Source organism: Streptomyces sp. NBC_00654 (genome assembly GCF_026341775.1).
GTDB lineage: Bacteria > Actinomycetota > Actinomycetes > Streptomycetales > Streptomycetaceae > Streptomyces.
Window position 1 is genome coordinate 609,437 of sequence record NZ_JAPEOB010000001.1, and the last position, 23,466, is coordinate 632,902.

The following is a 23,466-nucleotide window of genomic DNA, read 5'->3' on the forward strand; positions in this document are numbered from 1 at the left end:
GGCCTTGGAACGATCAGCCATTACGCACGCACCGACCTGATCTTGTCGCCGACGTCGATCATGAGTTTTCGCATGACGTTGCCCACCAGTACCTGGATCTCGTCGTCCTTGTTCGACGAGTCAGCCAGCTCAGCCAGGGATCCACTCAGGCCGCGGATCTCTGCCTCGTGCTGCACCTCGCTGCGCAGGCCCGCGGCCCACCGCGTCAACAACTCGAAACGCAAGAGGTCCGCTTCCACCGAGACTGCGTCCTGGTCAGGGGCGACGGCTGGGATACGGATGTAGATGGCCCGGTTGAGCCACTCGACGGCGTTCCGCATCTCGGGGGTGGTGCTCGTCCCGGCTTCCCGTTGCCACTGGGTGACCTGGTCGACCACCTCGACGCCCTTGCTGGGCACTCGCCGGGAGACCACGGCCGCGCGGGCGCGGTGTGTGAAGAAGGCGGGGTCAAGTACGAAGAAGTCAGGGTTGCTCGATGCCCGGTGAATGCCCTGGACGGCCTCCAGGCCCTTGAGAAATAGGTCTCGCACTCTGGTGTCTGCCGGGTCCCGGTTCTTGTCCTGGACACGCACAAAGTCGTCTCCGGCCTGCAGACCCATTCGGGCGAAACGGTCCGTATCGTCGTCACTGTTGAAGAAGTCGGCTCGCCGCAGGAACGTGTACAGGCCCCGCAACTGTTCGGCCTGCTTCTGGGCGTCCCGATTCGTGCGGACCTTCTGCAGGTAGCTGCTGGCATCCGCGGGAGGGAAGTCGCCCCCCGTATCTGGGTCCAGTCGGTCGTCGACCTGGCGACGGGAGACCCGGCCCGGGTCCAACTTCCGTAGCGCGAAGAAGGCAGGAACCAGGTGGCGCTGTTGCTGACTCAACCGGTCGCCGAAGAGCGCTTGGTGGTACAGGTGGGGAGCTTGCCACTGCCGGTTCGAATGCGACCGCTGGTACCTGGCGTGGACGTCATCGCAGGAGAGGCCGCCGGTGAGCATGTAGCTGGTGACCGACAGCGCCTGACGTGTCGTGATTACGGCCCCGGTCCGCTCGGCCGCAGCGAACATGTCCCGGATCGCGACCCGGCGCTGTGGCCCGCGGGTGGGATCACTCAGTTCGTTGCGATTGGCCAGGATCGGGCAGACCTTGCGTGCATCACAGGTCTCGCACCGCTTCCACCGCGATGACTGGGTCGTTGTCCACTGCTTCAGGATCCAAGGGATGAGCCCGCCGTTGGAACTGTCTGCCGCTACGGATTGGTAGTTGAGGTTGATGACGGTCACTGCACCATCAGAGTCACTGACCTGCCCGCGAACTATGCCTTCCGTGAGGGTCTGCACCAGAACCTTGGCACGTCCCGTGCCGGTTTTGCCGAGGTTGTCATCCTCGGCGACGCACTTGCGTAGTTGGCCCTCGTTCGCGCAGATGATCGCGATGCCTTTGTCCGGAGGGTCGAGAAGCTCCACGAGCTTGTGAGCACCGGCCTGCGGGCTGAGCTCGCTCAGATCGCTGAGGATGTACAGCGGGCGTCCGTTACGGGTCCGGCCGACAGGGCGGCTCGCGCCTTTTGCCTCGGACAGGCCGAGGAAGACCGCCTTCCGGACATCTGGCGTGATCGGCTCGTCACCAGCCCGCAGTTTGGCCAGAAGGCTGGCGCACAGGCTCGTCTTGCCATGCCCGGCGTCTCCGGTGAGGACGATGGTCTTCGTGGTCTGTCGCTCGATGGCGCTTAGCAGGTAGTCCAGCGTCACGACGGGGAACTGTGGCTGTGTCCAGTCTGCCTGCAGCTCATAGACCATCTCAGAGGTGTCGACGTCGAACGGCTGATAACGACGTATCCGTTGGACGTGTTTGTTGACCTCTAGCGGCATGCTGCTGTCCTTCGTCGACCGAACCCAGAGCTGCAGAATTTTAGCTGCCAGCGAGCCTGACAGTAGATCAAATGCTGCGACACGGCGCGAAAACGCTCCTGGCTTGGCTCTGGCCCCCTTGAAGGAACGTAGGCAGCAACAGGGCCGCAGGACGATGGTCGTTGACGAGGTTGTTCAGGGGGCGCGAACCCGACGTGATCGGCACGTCAGCCGATGGGTATGTGCCCGTCTGCAGCGCGTGATCAACCTTGATCGAGTACGATGACCGCTCGTTCCGCCGGTTCTACGAGCAAGTGCAGATGGGGGTCATACGTGGGTGAGCGACACCCCTTGCGGGCCAAGCGTCGGCCGAAGTTTGAGGAGGGTGTCGGTTCCCTGCGAGTCGTGGACCTCTTCGCCGGCTGCGGTGGCCTCACCCTCGGTATTGCCCAGGCAGCGCACAGGCTTGACGTCTCGCTCGACGTTCGTCTCGCGGTTGACTTTGAGGCGGCTCCCACCAAGGTCTTCAAGGCTAACTTTCCCAAGGCCAACGTCCAACAGGGGACCGTCGAATCCTTCTTCGATGGTGACCTTGGCGCCACGTTGACCGCTCAGGAGGAGAAGACTCTATCCACGGTGGGTCAGGTGGAGCTCCTGATCGGTGGGCCACCGTGTCAGGGGCACAGTAACCTCAACAACCACACCCGCCGCGATGATCCCAAGAACCGGCTGTACCTGCGTATGGCTCGTGCCGCAGAGGTTCTGCGCCCCAGCGCAGTCGTCATTGAGAACGTGCTGGCCGTTGTCAACGACAAGCAGCAGGTGGTCTCCCGCGCCATCGTTCACCTCAAGAGGCTTGGATACGATGTCGCCACTGGGCGTATCGACCTGCTCAAGCTCGGGGTCGCTCAGACACGCAAGCGCCACATACTACTGGCCATCCGCGAAGACGCGCTGCCTTTTGGGTTCTCGGCTGCTGACTTGCTGAAGGTCGAGGACGGCATTGCCGTACCGCATGACCTGCGTTGGGCGATCGGTGACCTGCTCGACGTTCCCGCCAAATCATTTTTTGATGAAGCTGCCATACCCAACGCGGACAACCAGCGGCGTATGAAGTATCTCTTCGAGAATGACGAGCACAATCTGCCGAACGAAGAGCGCCCCGAATGCCATCGCGGCGAGCATAACTATACCGCCATGTATGGCCGTCTATGGTGGGACCGTCCGTCTCAGACCATTACCAGCGGATTTGCGACGATGGGGCGCGGACGCTTTGTCCACCCTGCTGTTCCTCGATGTCTAACCGCCCATGAGGCCGCGCGCATCCAGGGCTTCCCGGACTACTTCAAGTTCGTCGACGAGAGGGTCAAGCCTCGCTACGAGCTGACTCGCACCGAGGTTCAGGTCATCATTGGCAACGCCGTACCCCCACCCCTGACCGAGGCGTTGACCTCCAGGCTCTTCGATGCTGAAGTTCTGCAGGCGAAGAGCGACGCGTCTCGACAGCGCGATGATGGCTTCGCTACCGCTGCTGTAGATCTCGCCTGCTGAGCCTCCAACGAACTGATGTCCGGCCGAGGGTAGTAGAGGCGGGCAATTATCCTGGTGGTGGCCGTATTTTCACGGAGCGCTTCACGCAAAGAGTCTCTGCCGCAAATGATCAAGTAGTGCTGGCGGAATCACGAGTTACTAGGTAGGGCGGCGAACGCAATCGGCTTACCTCGATTTCTTCTTTCCTGCAATTCAGCTGGGTCTGCGCTCTCGATAGAGGGGCGAAACCAGTCCACTGTCGTGGTGACTCCCTCCCTAAGTGCCACGGGTGTCACTGCCGGAAAGAGCGCTCGTAGGTGGCTGCTGTCGGCTTGAGAGTGCGGGACATCGCCGACGCGATTGGACGAGTGCTTGCGCTGGACGGTGCGACCAGTGGCGGTCTCGATCACTCGAATCAGGTCCATGAGGGATATGCGGGTTCCGAAGGCCAGGTTCACGGGGCGCGGCTCGGAGGCCCGGCGGAGGAGCGCGTCCGTGAGGACGCGGCAGACAGTGCCCACGTACGTGAAGTCTCTCGTCTGAGTGCCGTCGCCGTGCACAGTGACAGGTTGGCCGGCGAGTGTGGCGCTGATCCACTTCGGGATGACGGCGGCGTAAGGATGGTCGGCTCGCTGCCCCGGGCCGTAGACGTTGAAGAAGCGGAACGGCAGGACCGGCAGGCCGTAGCTGTGGTGGTACGCCCCCAGGTACGCCTCGGTGGCGAGCTTGGTGACTGCGTACGGGCTCATCGGGGCGGTGGCCAGGCCCTCATGTTTCGGCAGGCATGGATTCGAGCCGTAGACCGAGGATGAGGAAGCCGCGATCACGTGCAGGTTGCCGGCACGGCGGGCGGCTTCGAGGACCTGGAGCGTTCCCGTCGCGTTGGCATGGTGGCTGGCCAGCGGATCTTTCACGGAGCGAGGGACGGATGGCAGAGCGGCGAGGTGAACGATGGCGTCCGCGCGGTGGAACGCCTCGTCCAGGAGAGCGACGTCCTGGATGTCACCTTCGAAGAAGTCGACGTCCAGGTCCGCGAGGTTCTGCTTCGACCCGGTGCTGAGGTTGTCGATCACTCGGATCTGGGTGATCGCAGGGTCGTTCGCCAGGGTCCGGGCGAGGTTGCTGCCGATGAATCCGGCGCCGCCGGTGATCACGATGTTCACGAGGAGGTTTCCCTTCAGAGAGCGTCGATGTGGGCGCCGGCCAGCCGGCGGCGGCAGTCGAGTACGTACGGGGCGTGAGCGGTGATCGCGGCGTAGTCGAAGGCGTCGTGGTCGGCTAGAAGAACGACGGCGTCGGCTGCGGCGAGGTGCTCCGGGGTGGCATCGACACGCTGGAGGTTCTCCAGAGCGGCAGCACGGGGGTGGGCATCGTCGTTCACGTGAGGGTCCGCGGCCTGGACCTCGGCGCCCATGCCTGTCAGTAGTTCCGCGATGCGAGCCGCTGGGGTTTCTCGGGCGTCGCCGGTATTGGCCTTGTAGGCCAGGCCCAGCAGCAAAATGCGGGAGCCGTTGAGCGCCTTCCTGCGCTTGTTGAGTGCGTCCACGAGGCGACGGACCACGTAGTCAGGCATGTGGTTGTTGACGTCGTTGGCCAGTTCGACGAAGCGGAAGCTGCGGCCCAGAGTCCGCTGGACCTGCCAGGAGAGGTAGGACGGGTCGATGGGCAGGCAGTGACCGCCGACGCCAGGTCCTGGCGTGAAGCGCATGAAGCCGAAGGGCTTGGTGGCCGCGGCGTCGATCGCGGCCCAGATGTCGATGCCCAGGTCGTGGGCGAACATTGCCAGCTCGTTGGCCAGGGCGATGTTCACGTGCCGGAAGGTGTTCTCCAGCAGCTTCGCCAGCTCGGCCTCCCTGCAGTTGGAGACCTGGACGATCGTGTCGACGAGCGAGCCGTAGAAGTCCTGGATGGCCGCTGCCGATGCGGCGTCGATGCCGGAGACGACCTTGGGAGTGTTCTCCAGCCGCCACTCCCGGTTGCCGGGATCGATGCGCTCGGGACTGTAGCCGAGCTGGAAGTCACGGCCGGCGGTCAGGCCGGAAGCTCGTTCGAGGATCGGGCCGAAGAGCTCCTCGGTCGTGCCGGGGTACGTAGTGGACTCCAGGACGACGGTCGCCCCAGGCTTGAGGTGACGACCGAGCATCCACGCAGCGTCCTCGACGTGCGAGAGGTCGGGGGCTCCATCCCGGAGTGGCGTGGGGACAGTGACGATCGCGAGATCGAAGTCCGTGCAGTCAGCCGTGTCGAGGCTGGCGCGATAGGCCCCGGAGGCCAGGAGCGGAACTAGCCTCGCGTCCGGAACGTCCTCGACGTACGACTCGCCAGCCATCAACCGCTTCACACGCTCGGCAGCGACGTCGAAGCCGACGACGCGGTGCCCCACCTCAGCAGCCCGGACAGCGAGGGGGAGCCCGACGTACCCCTGCCCCACGATGAGTACGTGCCGCGGCTGAACCTCGCTCTTCGTGATCATGCGGACCACCTCTTTGGAGTGGGTTGAGGACAGTGCGTGCAGAACTGCCGGGGCGCGGTTGTCCTAAAATGAGGAATGCCTCGGCCGTACGAGACTCGCTTGGCCGCCTGTCTCGGACGGCCGAGCGCCTTTTCCACGCGGGCTCGTCCGCGGGATAAACAGCTCGCCGGGGGGATGCCCAGGTTCGATACGATGGCGGCGGCCTGCAGACCCGACCCATCACCGTGCGTCACCCGACTGAGCGACCTGAGTGGTCGCGCCTGCTGCAGCCTCCCGACTTGGGCCCGCCGCGGCACCGCCGCCGGCGCCTTACGTACGAAATGGAGCATCCAAGGATGGCTCGACACCTGGTAACCAGCGCGCTTCCCTACATCAACGGGATCAAGCACCTGGGCAACATGGTCGGGTCGATGCTTCCGGCGGATGTGTACTCCCGGTACCTCCGCCAGCGTGGTCACGACGTCCTGTACATCTGCGCGACCGACGAGCACGGGACACCGGCCGAGCTGGCGGCCAAGGCGGCCGGAGTGTCGGTGGCGGAGTTCTGCGGGCAGGCCCACGACGCGCAGAAGGCCGTGTACGACGGCTTCCAGCTCGCCTTCGACTACTTCGGACGCAGCTCTTCGCAGCAGAACGTCGAGATCACGCAGCACTTCGCGCGCCAGCTGCACAAGAACGGCTTCATTGAGGAACGGGCGATCCGCCAGGTGTACTCGCCGGTCGACGGCCGCTTCCTCCCGGACCGGTACGTCGAGGGCACCTGCCCGCACTGCGGCTATGACAAGGCCCGCGGTGACCAGTGCGAGAACTGCACCCGCGTACTCGACCCGACCGACCTGCTGAACCCTCGCTCGGCGATCAGCGGCTCTACGGAACTGGAGGTCCGCGAGACCAAGCACCTGTTCCTGCTGCAGTCCAAGCTCCAGCACGAGGTCGAGGCGTGGGTCGCCCGGCACGAGGAGCAGTGGCCTCAGCTGTCCTCCTCCATCGCCCGCAAGTGGCTCACCGAGGGTCTGCACGACCGGGCGATTACCCGCGACCTGGACTGGGGCGTCCCGGTTCCGGCCGACACCTGGCCGGAGCTCGCGGCCGAGGGGAAGGTCTTCTACGTCTGGTTCGACGCCCCGATCGAATACATCGGCGCGACGAAGGAGTGGTCGGACGCTGCACCGGATGGCGAGCTGCGGGACTGGAAGTCGTGGTGGTACGAGGCCGACGACACCGTGCGCTACACCCAGTTCATGGCCAAGGACAATGTCCCGTTCCACACGGTGATGTTCCCGGCCACGGAACTCGGTGTCCGCGAGCCGTGGAAGAAGGTCGACGTCGTCAAGGGATTCAACTGGCTCACATACTACGGCGGCAAGTTCTCCACCTCCCAGAAGCGAGGCATCTTCACTGACGCCGCGCTGGAGATGCTGCCGGCGGACTACTGGCGCTACTTCCTGATCGCCAACGCCCCCGAGTCCGACGACTCCTCCTTCACCTGGGAGCACTTCGCCGCCACGGTCAACAAGGACCTCGCCGACACCCTCGGCAACTTCGTCAACCGCGTGCTGTCCTTCTCCCGCAAGCGCTTCGGGGACGACGTCCCTGAGGGCAACGCAGCCGGCGAGGTGGAGGCGCGGCTGGGAGACGCGATCGCGCGCCTGCTGGCCGAGTACGAGGAGCACATGGAAGCCCTCCAGTACCGCAAGGCCGGGGCCGCGCTGCGCGCCCTGTGGTCGGCGGGCAACTCCTACCTGGAGGAGAAGGCCCCCTGGCTGGAGATCAAGACCGACCCGGAGGGTGCGGCCCTGACCCTGCGTACGGCGATGAACCTCATCCACCTCTACGCGGTCGTCTCCGAGCCGTTCATCCCGGCTTCGGCCGCCGCAATGCGCGGTGCCTTCGCCCTGGAAGGCGACACCGCGACCTGGGTGACCGCCGAGCAGGCCAAGTCCCTGGACGCCGTTCCCGCCGGTACAGCCTTCACTGTGCCGCCAGTGCTCTTCGCGAAGATCTCGGAGGAGGACCTGGAGTCCTACAGGACCCGCTTCGGCGGCGCCGACGTCTGACGAGGCCCCGTGCGCCCGTACCGGCCCTGGCCTCATCGGGCGGTACGGGCGTTGAGACGCCCGGCCAGTTCGGAGGGCGGCACGTTCATGAGCTGGATTCGAGGGGTACCTTCGTCGATCTCGATCCATGTCACGCCTCCGGAGCCGGGCACATACTCGAGGTAGTGCTCGAAGCCGTGTTGCGTGAGCTTCAGCAGGAGGCAGGCGATCCCACCGCCGTGTCCGACCAGCACGGTCGTGCGGTGCGGTCCGGTGGATAGTTCGTCCCACAGGTGTGAGTAGCGGGCTTGTACGTCTTCGGATGATTCGCCGCCCGGCGTGCGGAGCTGGTAGATGGGGACACCTTGACGGTCGGCTTCTGCCGCCGCGAGGTCTCTGGGCCGGCCACCAAGATGGCCGCTGTTCTTCGCTGCCAGTCGATCGTCCACGCGTGCGTCGGCCGGCGTGAGCGGGGCCGTAAGGAGTGCGGCCGACTCACTACATCTGGACATCGGGCTGACGAGCATCTGGTCGGCCACGAGTCCGGTTGCGGCCAGGGTGCAGCCAACGGTGCGGATGTCGTCGCGTCCGCGCTCGCTGAGCGTGCCGCCGACAGCTCTGCCTTGGTGGATACCGCGGGCGTTTTCCTCGGTCTCACCGTGCTTGACCAGGTAGATGTGTTTCGTGCTCATGGTGGTCCGTCTCCCTTCTCGGTCAGTCCCAGTCGCGGACGTCGACGATGGCGGATACGGCGGTGACGAGATGGTCGTGGTCGGCTCGTGTCATGGCTGGGAAGCGGTCGTAGTGCCACTCGACGTGGAGGACGGAGATGAGGCCGATCGTCCCGTCGGCGATCAGCTTCGTGAGTACCGGGTACTCGGCGCCCTCGATGTCCATCTTCACGACGACGTGATCGTCCGGGGCGACGGTCTGGCGCAGCCAGGCGCTGAAGTCGATGGCGGGCACCGGGATCGGTGAGTCGTAGTCGATCTGCTGGTCGTACACCGGCGGAACCCGCTTGCCGGGCATCACGGTGGAGCTCTCGTGGTGGCCGAGGAACAGATCGATCACCCCGTCATGCGTCCATACGGCGCCGTGAGAGACCTCGACACGGGGTGAGTGGGCCGCCCGTTCGACTTCGCGGTGAATGGCGGGCAGCAGATCCTTGTTGGGTTCGAACGCGTAGAAGTCGTGGTCGGGGAGCTCGTGGATGAAGCGGCTCAGCACGATTCCGAGGTTGGTTCCGCAGTCGATGAAGACTTTGCGCATGAAGGACTCCCGTGGTCGGTCGTAATGGCGGGTAGGTGGATTTCCTGTACGACGCGGTCGGCGAGCAGGGCAAAGTCGCCGGTTTCCGGGCGGTAGCAGCGTTCCTGGTAGCGGATGGTGATGCGGCGCACCGGTTCCTCACCGCGGTAGGGAGGAAGGTCGCCCCAGTGGTAGAGCTGGCCGCCGGGGGCCTTGAGCCGGCGCAGCCGCCGGGGCAGCGGACCCTTCGGCGTACCGGCGTTGAGCTCGATAAACATCGCGGTCAGGAAGGCGATGTGCTCGCCTGCCTGCTCGTCGTCCGCTTGCGCTCGGCCATAGGTCTGCTTGAGATGCTGGAGTTCGGCGGGATCGTCTACTGCGCCGACGAGGCGGTCGCGCAGTACTCGGTCCCAGACGATGCCGAGGTGGCCGTGGAGGATGGGCTCGCTGGTGAGGAAGTAGCCCAGGACGCGACCGAACTCGCGCTCGTACGGGCACATGAAGTCGTTGTAGAGCCCGAGCTTCGCGCCGGAGGCCGTCTCCACCTGCCAGTTGACGCGTGCGGTGAACGGTGAGTCCCACCAGCCGAGGTGCCACGGCTGCCACAGCAGGTCAGCCGTGCTGAGGACGAAGACCAGGAGTGCGATGACGACGGCCGGCCAGCCGAACGTTGGGGCGTACTCCGGATCAGGGAGCAACGCCACGGTCAGCGCGAGTGCCGCGTTGGTGCAGATGTTCTCCCAGAAGAAGATGCCGGAGGCCAAGACGACTGCGAGGTTGAAAACGGCCGTTGCGGCCAACACGACGACAAGAAGACGGCGGTCGTGGAAAGCGATGAGGCCAGCGGCTTCGACCAGCACCGTCAGGATGTTGAGGGGGCGGTCCACAACGCGTGCGCGGCGCAGGATGCCGGTCACGGTTTCAGGGGGCAGGAAGCGTGCCCATCCCCAGGAGTAGGCGGAAGCTGTGAGGTAGTGGGTGCGGTTGTGCCAGGCCCAGGACCAGGGGCGCGGCCCGAGGCGGGCCTTGCTCCACGCCGGCTTGACGTAGTGGGAGAGCGAGACGCAGCCGAGAACCAGTACGAGGGCGGTTGAGGATTCTGGCGTACTGAGGACCGTCGCCACGAAGACCCAAGCGAGGTACGCCTTGACCAGCCGCAACGGCATCATCGCGTGGTGCTTCCAACCGCGCAGCCGGCCGCAGTAGACAGCGAGCCACGGCAGCATGGCTGGTGCCCAGAAGCAGGAAGACACCGCGAGGAGCAGCAGCACCACTTTGGCTTGGCGCTGCGGGCCGATGGGCTGGGTCACGTCGTAGTCGCTCGTGGTGCCCTGCCACGTCAGCAGGGCGACCACGAATACGACGAACCAGCGGAAGAGGCCGGGGGCGGGTGTGGGGAGGAATGCGAGCAAGGCGGAGGGGGCGGCCGTCGCGAGCGTCACTCGCCAGAACGTCGGCCGAGAGGCCAGTGTCCGCACGGTTGGAGAGATGGCGAAGCGGTAGCAGAGCACTGTGGCCGCCACGCCCACGGCGGTGGTCACGTACACGGGCAGTGAAGGCAGCTCCATGGCCGCCTACCGGGTGGAGGGGGTAGGGACCCGCCCACCGGCTGCGGGCAGGGTCTCGAGGTAGGAGGCGATTCGCTCGCGGGGGTCTTGGGTGAGGTGTTTGTCCCGATGGCGTTCGACGTTGGCGCGAAGCTCCCGGGCCCGGTTGAGGAAGTCGAGTATCGCCCCGCGTTCGATCCGTTGAGCGCTGGTGCCGAGTTCCGCCTCGTGGACCACCTTGGCGCACCAGTGCTGGTCGTACGTGGGCAGCGGCACCAGGTGGACCGGTTTGCCGAGGACGAACGCTTCGCTGATGAGGTTGAAGCCGGCGTTGGAGAAGACGGCCTCGGAGCGCGCCAGGTCGGAGATGAACGACTGGCGGTCGAACGGGCAGATCTCGATCCTGTCGCCGGCGTACTGGCGCAGGTTCTCGACCTCGTCCGAGTGCGCGTAGATCCGCAAGGTCCGGTCTGGGACGTACTGGCGGAAGACGTCTGCGAGGGTGCGGACGGAGTCCTCGGGGCCGTGTTCGAAGTACCGCGAGAAGTAGGCCGTGGTCATCGTCCCGGTCATGACCTGGGCGGAACGGACGAAGTCCGGAACGACGGGGGCGATGAACTCCAGCTTGCGGTCGTCGGCCTTCAGGGGGACGTATGAGCAGATGAAGGATCGGTCGGCCCGAGGGGCGAAGTAGCGCAGCCGCTGCTCGTCGGCGGTGCGCGCGTACCGGCCGACCGGCGGCAGGTCGAGGTGCCGGTACTTGCTCTGCTGGTCCACCGAGATGAGGGGTCTGCCGAAGTGGTAGGCCAATCGCGGTGTGTTGGGCTCGTAGTCCGTGATGAACACATCCGGGACGCCGGTTTCCCTGATGGCCCGGCGCAGCCGCAGGTGTCGGCTGATGCCGGCGGGAGTCTGCCGGATGTTGGTGCGTAAGACGTCGGCTGCGTGGATGCGGTCGTCGCGGGCAAGGAGCGTCGGCATCCACCCGTCCCACGCGGGGAATCCGAGGTCGCGGAAGTACTCGACTCGCGTGCTCCCGTTGGTGATGATCCGTACCTGGTGGCCGCGGTCGCGCAGGTACTGGGCGATCACGCTCTGCCTGACGGAATGCCCCATGCCGATGCCGTTGACGCCGATGATCACGCTGAGCGGCTGTGTGAGTGCGGACACGACGATCCCTTCGTCAGGCGAGCCGGGTGATGACGTTGTGGGTGATGGCCGCGACCTGGGGGTCGGTGGCGAGCAGTCGGGACCAGTCAGTGGTGGCGGCGGTGAAGACGGTGCCGGTCGCCCTGTAGAGACCGAGGGTGGCCGCACGGGGGCTGGGCACGGGCTCGCGGGCTGCGAAGTTCCAATCGGAGGGCAGTGGGGCGATGCCGAGGATCTGGAAGCTCTTCGGCGTTCCGTCCTGGCCGGTGGGCCGCGGGCGTCTCCGCCCATCGATCTCGTATGCGGCGCCGTCGCATTCGTACCCGACGAGCGCGCTGTCCTGGCCGAATGTGTCACCGGTTTTGAGGCCGGTCCCGGAGAACACCCAGTGGTCCGCGTCGGTGACGGTGAATCCGAGGGGTGCGCGCGGGCCGTCCCAATGCCCGCCGCCGTTTCGGTAGCTCACGCCCAAGAGGGCGTTCTCAGGCTCCGACTCCCACCAGTGGTCGGGGCAGCCGTACGAGCTGTCCGGGTCTGTTCCGGCAGGGGCGTCGGGAGGGAACTTCGCGCACTCAAGGGCCGAGCGGTCCTCGTCGGCACTCACTCGCCACCAGCAGCTGTTGGCTCCGAAGTTGGCGATGTTGCCACCTGTGTCGCGGAAGGCGGTTACGTTCCGACGGGTCTGGGCGGTCCAGTATTCGTCGTGCCCGGAGGAGACCAGGAGACGATATCCGTTGCCGAGGAGTCGGCCTTCGTCGAGGTCGAGATCCGTGCAGTAGTCGCTCTGAATCCCGTTCTCCTCCATCCAGGAGATGAAGGGAGCATCCCAGTGCGCAAACGTCTGCCGAGGTGACGAGGTGTCGTACGGATCGGGCAGGCCCTTGACCGGACCGCCGACACCGCCGCCGGGTCGGCGCAGGGTCACCCGGGAGGCGCTGTAGAGGCTTCCACCCCCCGCTGTGTTGTAGGCGTGATAGGTGGAAACAGGGATCTTGTAGAGGACCTTGCGGCCCGAGGGAACGGCGGGCGTGACGACCAGAAGGAATCTGGCCTCGCGAGCGTCCATGACTGGCTGGCTCGGACGGACCCCCGTGCTCAGGACTCCGATGTAGACACCGGACTGCCAGTCTCGCGGAACGATGAAGTCGTAGGCTGGCCACTGCCAGTCCTCGTCGTACAGTCCGGGTACGGCGTCCCGTCCGGGCCACTCGACGTGTCCCGTGTGCTTGGGTGTCGAGCCCCAGCGGTAGAAGTCGAGCCGGAAGCGATCTGCGGAGGTGGCGATGTGAAGTCGGATGCTGCGGCCGGCGTGGACCGAGAGGGACGCCGGGTATCCGTTGATGCCGGTCATGAGTGGGCCTGCGGCCGGGCGACTCCGACGTAGTGGTAGCGATCGACCTGCTCGACGTGAGACTCCCAGCCCAGGGCGTCCAGCCGTTTCGTGAGCCCGCCGGCGTCGTAAAGAACCTTCACGGTCAGGTGCTGACTTCCGTCGGAGAGTCTCCGGCGCACCGTCGGAACCGCACGCCCCTCGATTGTCTGCTCGATCTCCGCCTTTGCACGGGAGTCGTCGAGGAAGACCACGCAGCCACCGGGCTTCAGAGCCTTCCGGAGGGCCTTCCAGAAGAGTTCCAGGTATGCGGGCGGCACATGGCTGAGCCAGAAAGCGAAGAACACGGTGTCGTACTGGCGATCAGAAATCTGGCTGAAGATGTCCGCCTCGATGAAGCGAGTCGTCGAGCCCTCCAGACGGCGTTTCGCGATAGCCAGCATCTCGGGCGCGGCGTCCACTGCGGTCAAGCTGCGGGAGCGCCCGGCGAGCAGGTGGGTCCACTGGCCCGTGCCGCACGCCAGCTCCAGGACGTCTCCGCTGATGGGCAAGCGATCGAGCACGGGCGAGAGCCGGGGCATCCCCATACGGTCCGCGTATGCGGTGTCGTACTCATCAGCCCTTGCGCGGTAGTAGGCGATCTGTTGCTCCGACCGTTCGGCCGATGCGCTGTGCTGCTCTCCGATCTCGAGCATCCTCAGCTCCTCCATGAACCAGTAGCGATCGACCGCCAGTTGGGAGCTCGGCGGGCTGACAAGGTCCATGACAGCGGGGCGCAGGTCATCCGTGTATCACGGCGGGCTAGTGAGGCCGTTCATCGGCGAGCACTCCGACTTTTCAACATCTGCTTACACACGACTTCGCACAGGGCAGACTTACAGTCCCGATCATGTTGACCGATGGGCAGGCGGTAACTGACGTGTCGAGGAGCCGTGCGGGATGGCGCCCGGACAAGCTCCGCGAGGTGCGCGAGGCACACGGATTAACCCTCGAGCGTGCCGGCGAGCGTTTGCGCGAAGTGGCCACAAGGGCCGCTATCACGGTGCCCGCAGCCAACTTTCAGACGCTCTGGCAGCATGAGCAGGGCGAGGTATACCCGGGTCCGCACTATCGGCGCGCGTACTGCCTTCTGTACCGCGGTACGGAACCCGAGCTGGGATTCCGCCATCCTTTGCCCGACGAGGCCACGCACCTGAACCTCACGCCGGCGACGGAGTCCCGCAACGGGGCCCACGTAGTCGCTGTCGAGCGGGCGCTCTCTCAGATCACGCCAGGCACGGATGCCAGCGGCGATCTCGACGTTCAACAGCGGATCATCGACGCGTGGAAGCGTCGGCACACGGGCGGAGATCCTCATCGCCCGTCTCTGCTCATCGTCGGCGGCTTCGCAGGGAGCGGAAAGTCGGAGTTCTCCCGCTTCATCTCCCAGCTCACAGGATGGCCGGTCCTCGACAAGGACCCGATCACGCGTCCCCTGGTCGAGCGGCTTCTGGTGGAGATGGGCAGCGAGCCCAACGACCGGCATTCCGAGCTCTACCGTGAGCAGGTGCGGCCCCTTGAGTACCAGTGCCTGCTTGAGACCGCCTACGCCAACATCGACTGCTCCATCAGCACGGTGCTGACAGCGCCGTTCGTCTCGGAAGTGATGGATGTCCGCTGGATCCAGCGCCTGACCAACCGATGCGAGGCCCGAGGCGTCAGCGTCTCCATAGTCTGGATCAAGTGCGATGTGGAAACGATGCGTGAGTACATCAGCTTCCGGTCCGCCGCCCGCGACAGCTGGAAGCTTCAGCACTGGGACGAGTACGTGAAATCCGTCGACGTCGAACTGCGCCCTGCCGTCGCCCATATGGTGGTGGACAACCGGCTCGGCGCGGCTATATCCCTCACTGACCAAGTACGACGGGTGTTGGGAACGGTGTTCTGATGAACCAGGGAATCCTGCTCTACGGGCCGCCTGCCGCCGGCAAGGACGCGGTGACGGCGGCTCTCGCCGAACTCGACTCGCGTTATGTCCTCTTCAGCCGACTCAAAATCGGCAGCGGCAAGTCTGCGGGATACCGGATGGGTACCCCGGATCAGCTGGCGGATCTAGAGAGGCGGGGCGACCTTATCTACCGCAATGACCGATACGGAAACACCTACGCTGTCGACCGCCAGGGCCTCGGGCTGGCCATGGAGGGTGGGCGCGTCCCCATCCTCCACCTCGGCCAGGTCGCAGGTGTGAAGGCGGTGACCGCCAAGTACCTCGCCGCCTGGTCGACGGTGCTCATATGGTGCTCTCGGGAGGCCACGGCCCTCCGCTCGACCAGCCGAGGCGATCGCGATACGGAGGCCAGGCTCGCCGCATGGGATGCGACGGAGAAGGATCTCGCCACCAACGATCACCCCGGCTGGGACCTCCGTGTGGACACCGAGGTCTCCTCGCCTGGGGACGCGGCAGTCCTCATTGATCAGCTCGTACGCGCGTCTGTGTGACGAGCCTCCACTGAACTCAGGAGTTCGAGAGCACGGGAGACGGTGACGGGCCTGTCGTGGACCTCGTCCCAGAGGTGAAGGGCAGCGGCAATCTCTCGCATGAAGCGGTCCGGCAATCCCGACTCGGTGAGCAGATCTGCGGCGTCTTCCAGTTCGGGCGCCCACCGCCAGGCGCGAGCGGCCGTCTTGGGAATGTAGTCCGTCTCCGTCAGATAACTGCCGGCGCGCTTGGAGGCGATCTGCAGGAGCTCGTCCGCGACGCCGTTCGCGTCGGCCAGCCCGTATGCCACGGCGGCCAAGACGCGGGACGCCTTCTGATAGCTGGAGTACGCCAGCTTCAGAGCGGAAGCCTGTCCGATCTCACTTCCCAGGGAACGTGTGTGCACAGCGGTCCCCTCAAAGAGGTCGGCAACCAGCGCGACGTGCCGCGTGGGGCCTGAGAGGTAAAGCGTTGGCTGCTTCCCCCCTACCGGAGGAGAGCCGACGACAGAACCGTCGACAACGGCTGCGTCAGACAGACATGCGGCGACAGCTCGGACCCTCTGCGGAGTGATTGCGTTGGCCTCGACGTACGTCCCGCCGCGGAAACCGTGCTCGGCCACTGCTGCTGCGACCACCTCGGCGGCTGCCGGCGGGCACAAGGAGACCACCAGGTCGACGCGTCGTAGGAGCTGCCTGAGATCGTCGACTGCTTCCATGCCTGCTTGCTCCGCACGTTGCCTGGAAGCGTTGCTGCGGCCGACAGGGCACCAGAGGACGGTCGTGCCTCGGGCTCGGAGCTGGGTTGCGAAAGCCGCGCCCATGCTGCCTGGATGCAGCAGCCCCACCGCAGCGATGTCGGACTTCACTTAGTCACACTCCTCGAACAGTCATTGGCCAGCAGCAGCGCGATGGCCGCCTCCGCGTCGGGTACGCAATGATCAGGTGCGGCGAGCCGAACAGGCCACGAACGCCCGTTGTGGATCCAGATTGTGCCTAGGCCGGCTCGACGACCTCCATCAATGTCGGTCTCTGGGTTATCGCCCACCATCAAGCCGCCTTGGGAGAGGCGGGAGCCACACGCTACGGCTGCCGCCTCGAAGACGACGGCAGAGGGCTTTCGTGCACCGACGGACTCCGAGACGCAGACGCCATCAACGCGACCGACCAGGCCGGTCGCCTGGAGCTTGGCGTTCTGGATGTCAGTTGCCCCGTTGGTGGCGATACCGACTCGCCAACCGGTGGCTCGTAGGGCATCCATGCCCGTGAGCACCCGCTCAGGGCATCTGACCGCCGCCGCGATGTCGGAGCAGTACTGCCTCCAGAGCGAATCAGCGGAGGACGGGAGACGGTGCTCGGCCCGTATGGACTCGAAGGTGGCAGGGAATGCTCGCGCCTGGACCGACTCAACCAATTGCGTGGCGGCGTGGCCAGCGAGGGAGTACCGAGCGGCGAACTGAGCGGCCCAGTCTTGGATGGCACCGTTTCTGTCGATCAGGGTGTTGTCGAGATCGAAGAGCACCAGCTTCTGCATAGGTGACGACCCTAGTCCGCCCGGATGCGCCGCTACGGAGTCGGCGCCGCCTCGTGGGCCTCTGAGCGACGCTGCAAGGCTGAGCTGGACGCGCGTCGAGTGGGACCTGTGGCCGTATAGCGACCTTGTTCAGGGGGTTCCACCGCGCTGGTAGCCGACCCACAACCGGCCGCCGACCTGCTCCAGCACCTCGTCCACGACTGCCGCGAGGGGCTCGATCCGCCCAGCCAATACTTCACGCAGACCATCGTGCAGGCGCATGCTGAGACCCGGCGCTGGGGTCTCAAGGCGGCGGGCCAGCCACTTCCCGCCCCCGTTCCAGGTTCCGCTAGCGGCCAGCGCCAACTCTCCGGCTCGTCTCACTAGTTCGGTGGCGATGAACAACCGTTCGCCCTGGTCAGTGCTCCCCACGAGATCATCGAGGAGGTCGGTGATCGCGTAGCGGCGGTCGTCTATCTCTTCGGCCGACACCGTGGGTGGCCCTGCGGCGGTCAGCCTTCGGGCTTCGGCGGCGAGGTGCGTCCCGACTCCGTCCTTGTCGAAGAGGAGGATCCCGTCGGCGCACATCCAGAGCAGTGGTGACCGGCGCTTGCGTACCTCACGCTGGGTGTACGCGTGCCACGTCGCTTCGGTGTGCACGAACATCTCCACCGGCCACTCATCCCTCCGCAGGCTTGCCCGGTACGGGGCGGGGGATCCGTGAAGGAGCACCACGATGTCGAGGTCCGACATCGCCGTGCGGCGGCCAGTCACGACACTGCCTCCTAAGAACGCAGCCCGAGCGACAGGGTGATGTTCCTCAACAACGGCACGCGCTGCATCAATCGCATCCATGCAGCAACTATCAGCGCTCCGCTTGGCGTGCGCACGGAAGATTCTTCGCAGAAGATGTCCCGCAGCTACATCGTGACTGGGGCGGGACTTACTCCGAGGCTCCAGCCGCACTCGGCCAGCCCGTCTCACGGACGCGGTCGACCGGAGGCCGGCACGCGGCCTGATCGATGGCGGTCTCTCAGGGCATGGACAGGCTCAAGATCCGCCATCGAGATGAGAGCGAGCCGCTTGAACAAAGTCTGTTCGCACTTCATGGAACCGAAGCCACCGACCGTGCGGGAAACGCTCCAGGGCCTCGCTCAGCGACAGCTGCTGACTGTAGGTGAACAGGAGGGCGCCAGCATCGGATGCGGATAGCAGGCCCAAGGCAACGATTTGGCGGCCGACCTGCTGACCGTACTCCGTGCGGCCTGGATCTTGGGAGTCCATCGCCTGCAGCTCGCGTAGGGAACTGAGAATCGCAGCGATCAGTTGATCATGATCCGAGAGAGCTTCCAGCTGCTCACGCTCCCCGGCTTCTTGGAGCTCCCTCATCGATCGCGTAGCAATGAGTGTCTGTTCCAACTCGAAGATCGTGTTGACTGTGGAGCCTTGTAGGACGTAGCCCTTCGAGACGATTTCCTCGGGCCCTTCGAGCTCGATCTTGCGATAAGCGTCCGTCGCTCTCACGGAGCGAGCATAGGTATCTTCGAGCGCCAGCTCGGCCTCCGGCAGCTCTTCATCGGCGAGATGGCCTGTCACGACTTCGGCAGAAAGCCGGAACTCATCCACAGCGCCGAGATATTCGACCCACACATCGCGCCTTACGGTCCGACGCCACTGTGTGTTCTGGTCTCGGCCCTGCGCCCTGACCGCTTCTATGGCTGCGTTCGCCTGCTCTCGCATACTGCGTGCCTGCCAGCGGGCCCCGAACAGGCCAAGCGCCACACCTGTCACCGCGATCAGTGCCGCGAGTATGGCGGCTACACCCTGATCCATCTCGGCATTATGTCATGCCGAGTATCACGCCGAAGGGTGAGCCTGCTGCTCTGGCGGCACAAGCGGTAAAGCGGACGATGGAGCAGGAGCGGATCCGCAAGAAGCTCAGGTCCGCTGAGGGCCCGCCACTCGGCGTGGGCTGGACAAGGGCGTCGCACGGATCCGTCACTCTGAGCCCGGTCAGCAAGGATCTGCCAACCCGAATGGGGTCGAGTGAGAATCCGCGAGCTTGAACGTGACAGAAGAACCAGCCAGTCTCAGATTCGCGGCCGATCGGCCGCCGAGTGGCCAGCAACCGTGAAATTCGGCCCTGGAATCTGACATCCCACAAGAGGAGCCTGTCTCAGTTCGCCGGGGGCAGACAAGAAAGAGTCGCGAAGGACTGGCCAGCGGGCGCAGATGGATGTCAACGTAGACGACCTTCCGGAACCCCAGGTCAGAGAGGTATTCGCCGTGAACTTCCCATCCACGAGCCCCGGTTTCTCCACCGCCACCGATGCCCTGAAAGTGCACACCTGGCAGCTTGGCCCGGGCCAGCCCACGCTAGTGCTGGATCAGTTCTCTGCCGAGGATTTCCACATGGTTGTGGACGACCGCGCCGACGTTCACGTCAATTCGAAGGACGGCCGGTTCTACTTGGGCTGGTTTCCGCTCGGCCGTCCCGGGGGCGACGGCGAAGGCTGGAAGATCGCCGTCACCGGCACCACGAAAGTGCCTGGCTACAGCATCTCCTTCGACGCCGCGACGCCGGCCGACATCGTCGCCGCCACTGTGACGTGCGTGCTGGAAACCGCCCATCCTCGGTAGGCAGGGAAGTCGGCGTTAGCCGAACTGGCGTCTCCTGGCTCATGCGCGGGTGGCGATCCGTACCCGTCAGCCGATTGCCCGGAAGCAAGACGATGTCCCGCACCCAGCCCTTGGAGGCGCCCTGTATTCCAACCCTCGGCTCAACCCGTCCACCCCGAACCGGGGCGCTCTGCCTGCGTACTGGGTCGGCCCCCGGCACCTGGCCGGCGACGACGGATGTCTCTACGACGTCGTTGCGGACACTCTCGCCGGCTTCGGCTGGACAAGCCTGACAACCGTCCGCGGGCGACGTGAGCTCGACGAGTCGCTGGAGGACCGCCAGGTCCTGCGTAGCACCGTCCTGCACATCAGTCCCGACGCCCGTCGGTGGGCTCAGTGGACGCTGTCGGACGAGCCGTTTCACCTCGGTGGGCTGCCGATCGCGTGGCAGATCTCTGCCCGCTCGGATGCGAGCAGGTCGCTCGCGGACTGGTCTGCCTACTTCACCTCCGGCATCCCCGGCGAGGCCATCGCCGACTTTCTTCTCGCGCTCGATGTATGAGGTGATCCCACCGACGTGGCCGCCAATCCCGAGACCGTTCTCGATGCGGTGTCCGCGCATGGTTGGCTCCGCGACGCCGATCAACCGCATGCGGCGGCGATGCATCCCACCTTCACCTCACGCCTCGGCCTTGGCGAGCTGCCACCGCTCATCCAGGATGCCGATCCCTGTGCCCTGATCGTCGAGGGCGATGTGCCAGGGGTGGCGGGTTGGCAGGCGTGGGCCGAGCTGGGCTCGGGTGCTCCGTGCCTGTGGGCTGCGTCGTTCAGCTCCAGCGTGCCGCACGGCCTTGTTGCCGCGTTTGCCTCCTCGCTCAGCTCCACCGCACCGGTGCTACGCCGGGTGTTGCCGGAGAGCTCACGGGACCGGCTCCTGTGTGCCCCTGCCTGCTGATCAGTACTCCCGCGCGATGAAGCCGGGCCCCCGTTCGGGAGGCCCGGCTTCGCGCTGCACTGGCAGCTTCCGTGGCTGGTGGACAGTTACCGGGGCGGGCTGACGTCAGTACTGGATGCGGTGTCAGCTCGTGGGCGTCGCGGGGAGATGGTTCCTATGTGACCTTCCTTGACTGCGATTACCGGGTGGGTGAGGCTCTGCCGGGTCAGCTTCTTGCTCTGGCCGGTGAGTGACGCTCCCGGTGTGAGAAGGCGTAAGGGGTGAACGGGCGTATCGGTTCGTCCGCGAGGGCGAGCAGGCGATTGAACTCCGCCATTTCGGTCTCGCTCATGAGCGCGACTGCGTTTCCGAGCTTCTTCTCGGTGAGCTGCTCCATGAACGGGGCAAGGAAGCGCTGTGTGACGTCAGGGGCGTCGCATATCTCATGCACGTATTTCATGTACTGCGTGTGCTGCGCACTCAGCTCTTCGACTTCGGCGCGGGTTGCGCTGTCGGCAAGGGCCTGTTCCTCCTCGCTGAAAGGGCGACCGTCGCGGTGGGACCACGTGCCGGTGTCTTTTCGGGGCTGGAAGTCCGAGTCGCAGAGAAGGGCGAAAATCCAGGGATTGAAGTCGGGATTGGCCATACGGGTGTCGTGCTCCTCATGGATCGCTTGGGGCCCATCAATGGTCTGGAGAATCACCGGTTTGGCTAACCGACGATCGTCGGCTATGTTGCGCCCGCTTTTCCGGGTCAGGGCCGACGGCTGGAGTGGTTCGCTGCCCTGGCCGCCGGTGGTGTGGCGGGGTTTGACGGCGAGGCGCGTCGGCTGTCTCGGGCGGTCGTCGCCGGAGGGCTTTCGGGCGCGGCAGGCAGATGGGCGCTTCGGCGCAGGCGCCAGACGAGGACGTCGCTGATGGAGTCGGCGGTGTCGAGCTCGCGACGGTGGGTGGCTTCGGCGAGCAGTGCGGCCGGGTCTTGGCCTGCCTGCCGGGCGTCGGCGAGCGTGGCGGACAGGGCCGGCCAGCCGGGCTCGGCCTCGATTCGATCCGCGAGCTCCGGCAGCACGTGGTGCAGGAGATCGGCGTGCCGCTGCCGGATCTGCGGCGTCAGACGCTGGCCACGCTGGCGGAGGGCGGCGATGGGGTGGGCTGCGGCGGCCTGGTAGGCGGCGCGCAGGTGCTCGGCGGCTTGCCGGGCCGCAGCGGCTTGCTGGCCGTGGTGCTTCCTGGCGTGCCAGTTGGCCGCAGTGATCGCGAGGAAGACGGCCATGTCGATGACCATCGCCGTGGTGGCTCCGTCTTCGCCGCGGCCGAGGGCGGGGCCGCTGTGGACGAGATCGTGGGCGGCCTGTCGCAGGGCGTGGTCATGCCCGCGTACGGCACGGATGTGGGAGCGGCTGGCCCGCTCGAACGCGAAGGCCGCCTGCCGGAGTTCAGCACGGGTGTGGACGGCAGAGGTCTTGGCGAGTGCGTCCAGGACTTCTCCCGCCGCAGCGATCTGCGCTGCTGCCATGCCGTCGTCACCGTGATCAATGATCAGCAGAGCCTGCCAGGTGGCAGCAGCAGCCCGGCGCCGAGCGAACGCGGGATGGGTCACCGGTGGCAGAGCGGGCTGCACCGGCTCACGCTCGCCCTCGGTGTCCGCCTCCGCGTGAAGGGCCCAGCGTTCGCGTATGCGAGGCAGGGACAGGTCGGGGGCGAGTGTGGAGCCGGCGTAGAAGACCGGCTCGTCGTCCTTGTTGCGGTCGTCAGGCAGCGCGACCTTGTAGCCGAGCAGGTCGCCCGACGGTGCGATGCGCTTGCGGATCAGCAGACCGTCGGCGGCCAGACGGTCGAAGAACTCATCCGTGGAGGCAGCGCCGGCCGAGGCAGTGCGTACGGTCTCGCGTAGCTTCTCCCTCGCCGTGCGCTCTTGCCCTTGCCGTTCGGCCTTGTGGCGCTCGGCGCTGGTGGGGCGCTTGGCCGCAGTGCCGTCGCCGGGGGCGACACGGTGCAGGTCGTAGTCGGCTTCGATGAGGCGGGCAGCGGCCTGTGCGCGTTGGCCGGAGCGGTGGTGGTTGGGGCGGTGGCCGTCCTCGCGTACGAGGGTGGCGATGATGTGGATGTGGTCGTCGGCGTGACGGACGGCGGCCCACCGGCACCCGGCGTCGTCTACGCCGCCGGGGTCGATGCCGGTGGCGGCCACGATGCGCCGGGCGATGTCGCCCCACTCCTCGTCGCTGAGAATGGGGTCGGTGCCTGCTGCGCGTACGGAGCAGTGCCACACGTGCTGGTCGGGTCGCTGGCCTTCGTCGAGCAGGTGCAGTGGCTGGTCGAGAAGCAGCTGGAGATCCTCTTTCGTCGCGGAGGGGTCGCGGCCGGGGTCGGGTGCCATGGAGTCGAAGGAAGCGACCAGGTGCGGGTCGACGTGCTCCTCGCGGGTGCCTTTGCCGTAGAGGTAGTTGAGCAGCCCGCGGGTGCTGCTGCCTTGCTTGTGGATGCGGGGGATCAAGCGGTCTCGTCTTTCTGCCGGTTGTTGATCCGCTCGACGGCCGCCCTGGTCGCGGTGGCCGCGTGGCGGACGGCGGCGAGGGTTTCCTCAATGCGGGCGATATCGCCGCCGGAGTTGAGGGCCTTGGTCATCTGGTTGAGGTTGCTGCCGGCCCAGCCGAGCTTGCGTCCGGTGGCGAAGAGCTCGGTGAGGATGTCCTGCTCGGCGGCGATGGTTGCGGCGGTGCGGGTCTGGTCGCGGGCGGCGGCCAAGGCGGAGTGGGCGAGGAAGCCGGCGACGCTCATGCCGACGGCGTCGGCGCCGGC

At 65.8% G+C, this 23,466-nt stretch carries 21 protein-coding genes and 1 pseudogene; 6 read left to right on the forward strand and 16 right to left on the reverse strand.

Annotation, left to right across the window (positions count from 1 at the left end; genetic code table 11):
• Positions 1-20 precede the first annotated feature (20 nt).
• On the reverse strand, positions 21-1,853 hold the full coding sequence (locus OHA98_RS02725; protein WP_266922492.1) for a hypothetical protein: 1,833 nt from the start codon (positions 1,851-1,853) through the stop codon (positions 21-23).
• A gap of 384 nt (positions 1,854-2,237) precedes the next feature.
• Here OHA98_RS02725 and OHA98_RS02730 point away from each other — a divergent pair, with 384 nt between their 5' ends.
• The gene (locus OHA98_RS02730) at positions 2,238-3,383 is read left to right on the forward strand and encodes a DNA cytosine methyltransferase (protein ID WP_266922493.1); all 1,146 of its coding nucleotides are present in this window, start codon (positions 2,238-2,240) and stop codon (positions 3,381-3,383) included.
• A 128-nt stretch (positions 3,384-3,511) separates the two neighbouring features.
• Here the strand turns inward: OHA98_RS02730 and OHA98_RS02735 are convergent, their stop codons facing one another.
• Both OHA98_RS02735 and OHA98_RS02740 read right to left on the reverse strand, forming a co-directional pair.
• The gene (locus tag OHA98_RS02735; protein WP_266922494.1) at positions 3,512-4,525 is read right to left on the reverse strand and encodes an NAD-dependent epimerase/dehydratase family protein; all 1,014 of its coding nucleotides are present in this window, start codon (positions 4,523-4,525) and stop codon (positions 3,512-3,514) included.
• Positions 4,526-4,539: 14 nt separating this feature from the next.
• Complete coding sequence (locus tag OHA98_RS02740) at positions 4,540-5,868, reverse strand: nucleotide sugar dehydrogenase (protein WP_323179597.1); 1,329 nt, start codon at positions 5,866-5,868, stop codon at positions 4,540-4,542.
• A 302-nt stretch (positions 5,869-6,170) separates the two neighbouring features.
• On the opposite strand from OHA98_RS02740, the gene metG reads away from it, so the two are divergent.
• Positions 6,171-7,892 (forward strand): methionine--tRNA ligase, encoded by a 1,722-nt coding sequence (metG, locus tag OHA98_RS02745; protein ID WP_266922496.1) that lies wholly within the window; start codon positions 6,171-6,173, stop codon positions 7,890-7,892.
• A gap of 32 nt (positions 7,893-7,924) precedes the next feature.
• On the opposite strand, the gene OHA98_RS02750 is transcribed toward metG, so the two are convergent.
• From OHA98_RS02750 to OHA98_RS02775, 6 genes are all read right to left on the reverse strand, one after another.
• Entirely contained in the window at positions 7,925-8,563 is a 639-nt protein-coding gene (locus OHA98_RS02750) for a histidine phosphatase family protein (protein ID WP_266922497.1), read from the reverse strand.
• 22 nt (positions 8,564-8,585) lie between these two features.
• The gene (locus OHA98_RS02755) at positions 8,586-9,140 is read right to left on the reverse strand and encodes an FkbM family methyltransferase (protein WP_266922498.1); all 555 of its coding nucleotides are present in this window, start codon (positions 9,138-9,140) and stop codon (positions 8,586-8,588) included.
• Positions 9,092-10,561 (reverse strand): hypothetical protein, encoded by a 1,470-nt coding sequence (locus tag OHA98_RS02760; RefSeq protein WP_266922499.1) that lies wholly within the window; start codon positions 10,559-10,561, stop codon positions 9,092-9,094. Before OHA98_RS02760 ends, OHA98_RS02755 begins: the two co-directional genes overlap by 49 nt.
• Positions 10,562-10,693: 132 nt before the next feature.
• Positions 10,694-11,836 (reverse strand): glycosyltransferase family protein, encoded by a 1,143-nt coding sequence (locus tag OHA98_RS02765; protein WP_266922500.1) that lies wholly within the window; start codon positions 11,834-11,836, stop codon positions 10,694-10,696.
• Between the two features lie 13 nt (positions 11,837-11,849).
• Complete coding sequence (locus OHA98_RS02770; RefSeq protein ID WP_266922501.1) at positions 11,850-13,166, reverse strand: N,N-dimethylformamidase beta subunit family domain-containing protein; 1,317 nt, start codon at positions 13,164-13,166, stop codon at positions 11,850-11,852.
• A complete protein-coding gene (locus tag OHA98_RS02775; protein WP_266922502.1) occupies positions 13,163-13,840 on the reverse strand; it encodes a class I SAM-dependent methyltransferase in 678 nt (225 codons plus the stop codon). The genes OHA98_RS02770 and OHA98_RS02775 overlap by 4 nt, the downstream gene beginning before the upstream one ends.
• 194 nt (positions 13,841-14,034) lie before the next feature.
• Here OHA98_RS02775 and OHA98_RS02780 point away from each other — a divergent pair, with 194 nt between their 5' ends.
• Complete coding sequence (locus OHA98_RS02780; protein WP_266922503.1) at positions 14,035-15,072, forward strand: AAA family ATPase; 1,038 nt, start codon at positions 14,035-14,037, stop codon at positions 15,070-15,072.
• On the forward strand, positions 15,072-15,623 hold the full coding sequence (locus OHA98_RS02785; protein WP_266922504.1) for a guanylate kinase: 552 nt from the start codon (positions 15,072-15,074) through the stop codon (positions 15,621-15,623). Before OHA98_RS02780 ends, OHA98_RS02785 begins: the two co-directional genes overlap by 1 nt.
• On the opposite strand, the gene OHA98_RS02790 is transcribed toward OHA98_RS02785, so the two are convergent.
• The 4 genes from OHA98_RS02790 to OHA98_RS02805 all read right to left on the reverse strand — a co-directional run bounded on the left by OHA98_RS02790 (position 15,599) and on the right by OHA98_RS02805 (position 18,948).
• A complete protein-coding gene (locus OHA98_RS02790; RefSeq protein WP_323179497.1) occupies positions 15,599-16,471 on the reverse strand; it encodes a DUF1932 domain-containing protein in 873 nt (290 codons plus the stop codon). The genes OHA98_RS02785 and OHA98_RS02790 overlap by 25 nt on opposite strands.
• Positions 16,468-17,136: an HAD family hydrolase gene (locus OHA98_RS02795; protein WP_266922505.1), complete on the reverse strand. Its 669-nt coding sequence runs from the start codon at positions 17,134-17,136 to the stop codon at positions 16,468-16,470. Before OHA98_RS02795 ends, OHA98_RS02790 begins: the two co-directional genes overlap by 4 nt.
• Before the next feature lie 129 nt (positions 17,137-17,265).
• Positions 17,266-17,970 (reverse strand): nucleotidyltransferase domain-containing protein, encoded by a 705-nt coding sequence (locus tag OHA98_RS02800; protein WP_266922506.1) that lies wholly within the window; start codon positions 17,968-17,970, stop codon positions 17,266-17,268.
• Positions 17,971-18,165: 195 nt separating this feature from the next.
• Positions 18,166-18,948: a hypothetical protein gene (locus OHA98_RS02805; protein WP_266922507.1), complete on the reverse strand. Its 783-nt coding sequence runs from the start codon at positions 18,946-18,948 to the stop codon at positions 18,166-18,168.
• 453 nt (positions 18,949-19,401) lie between these two features.
• On the opposite strand from OHA98_RS02805, the gene OHA98_RS02810 reads away from it, so the two are divergent.
• Both OHA98_RS02810 and OHA98_RS02815 read left to right on the forward strand, forming a co-directional pair.
• On the forward strand, positions 19,402-19,755 hold the full coding sequence (locus tag OHA98_RS02810) for a DUF317 domain-containing protein (protein ID WP_266922508.1): 354 nt from the start codon (positions 19,402-19,404) through the stop codon (positions 19,753-19,755).
• A gap of 121 nt (positions 19,756-19,876) precedes the next feature.
• A pseudogene (locus OHA98_RS02815) lies at positions 19,877-20,689 on the forward strand (DUF317 domain-containing protein).
• 205 nt (positions 20,690-20,894) lie between these two features.
• On the opposite strand, the gene OHA98_RS02820 reads toward OHA98_RS02815, so the two are convergent.
• From OHA98_RS02820 to mobC, 3 genes are all read right to left on the reverse strand, one after another.
• On the reverse strand, positions 20,895-21,314 hold the full coding sequence (locus OHA98_RS02820) for a hypothetical protein (RefSeq protein WP_266922509.1): 420 nt from the start codon (positions 21,312-21,314) through the stop codon (positions 20,895-20,897).
• 107 nt (positions 21,315-21,421) lie between these two features.
• Positions 21,422-23,161, reverse strand: coding sequence for a relaxase/mobilization nuclease domain-containing protein (locus tag OHA98_RS02825; protein WP_266922510.1), 1,740 nt, complete (start codon positions 23,159-23,161; stop codon positions 21,422-21,424).
• Positions 23,158-23,445 (reverse strand): plasmid mobilization relaxosome protein MobC, encoded by a 288-nt coding sequence (gene mobC / locus OHA98_RS02830; RefSeq protein ID WP_266922511.1) that lies wholly within the window; start codon positions 23,443-23,445, stop codon positions 23,158-23,160. Before mobC ends, OHA98_RS02825 begins: the two co-directional genes overlap by 4 nt.
• Between the last annotated feature and the right edge of the window lie 21 nt (positions 23,446-23,466).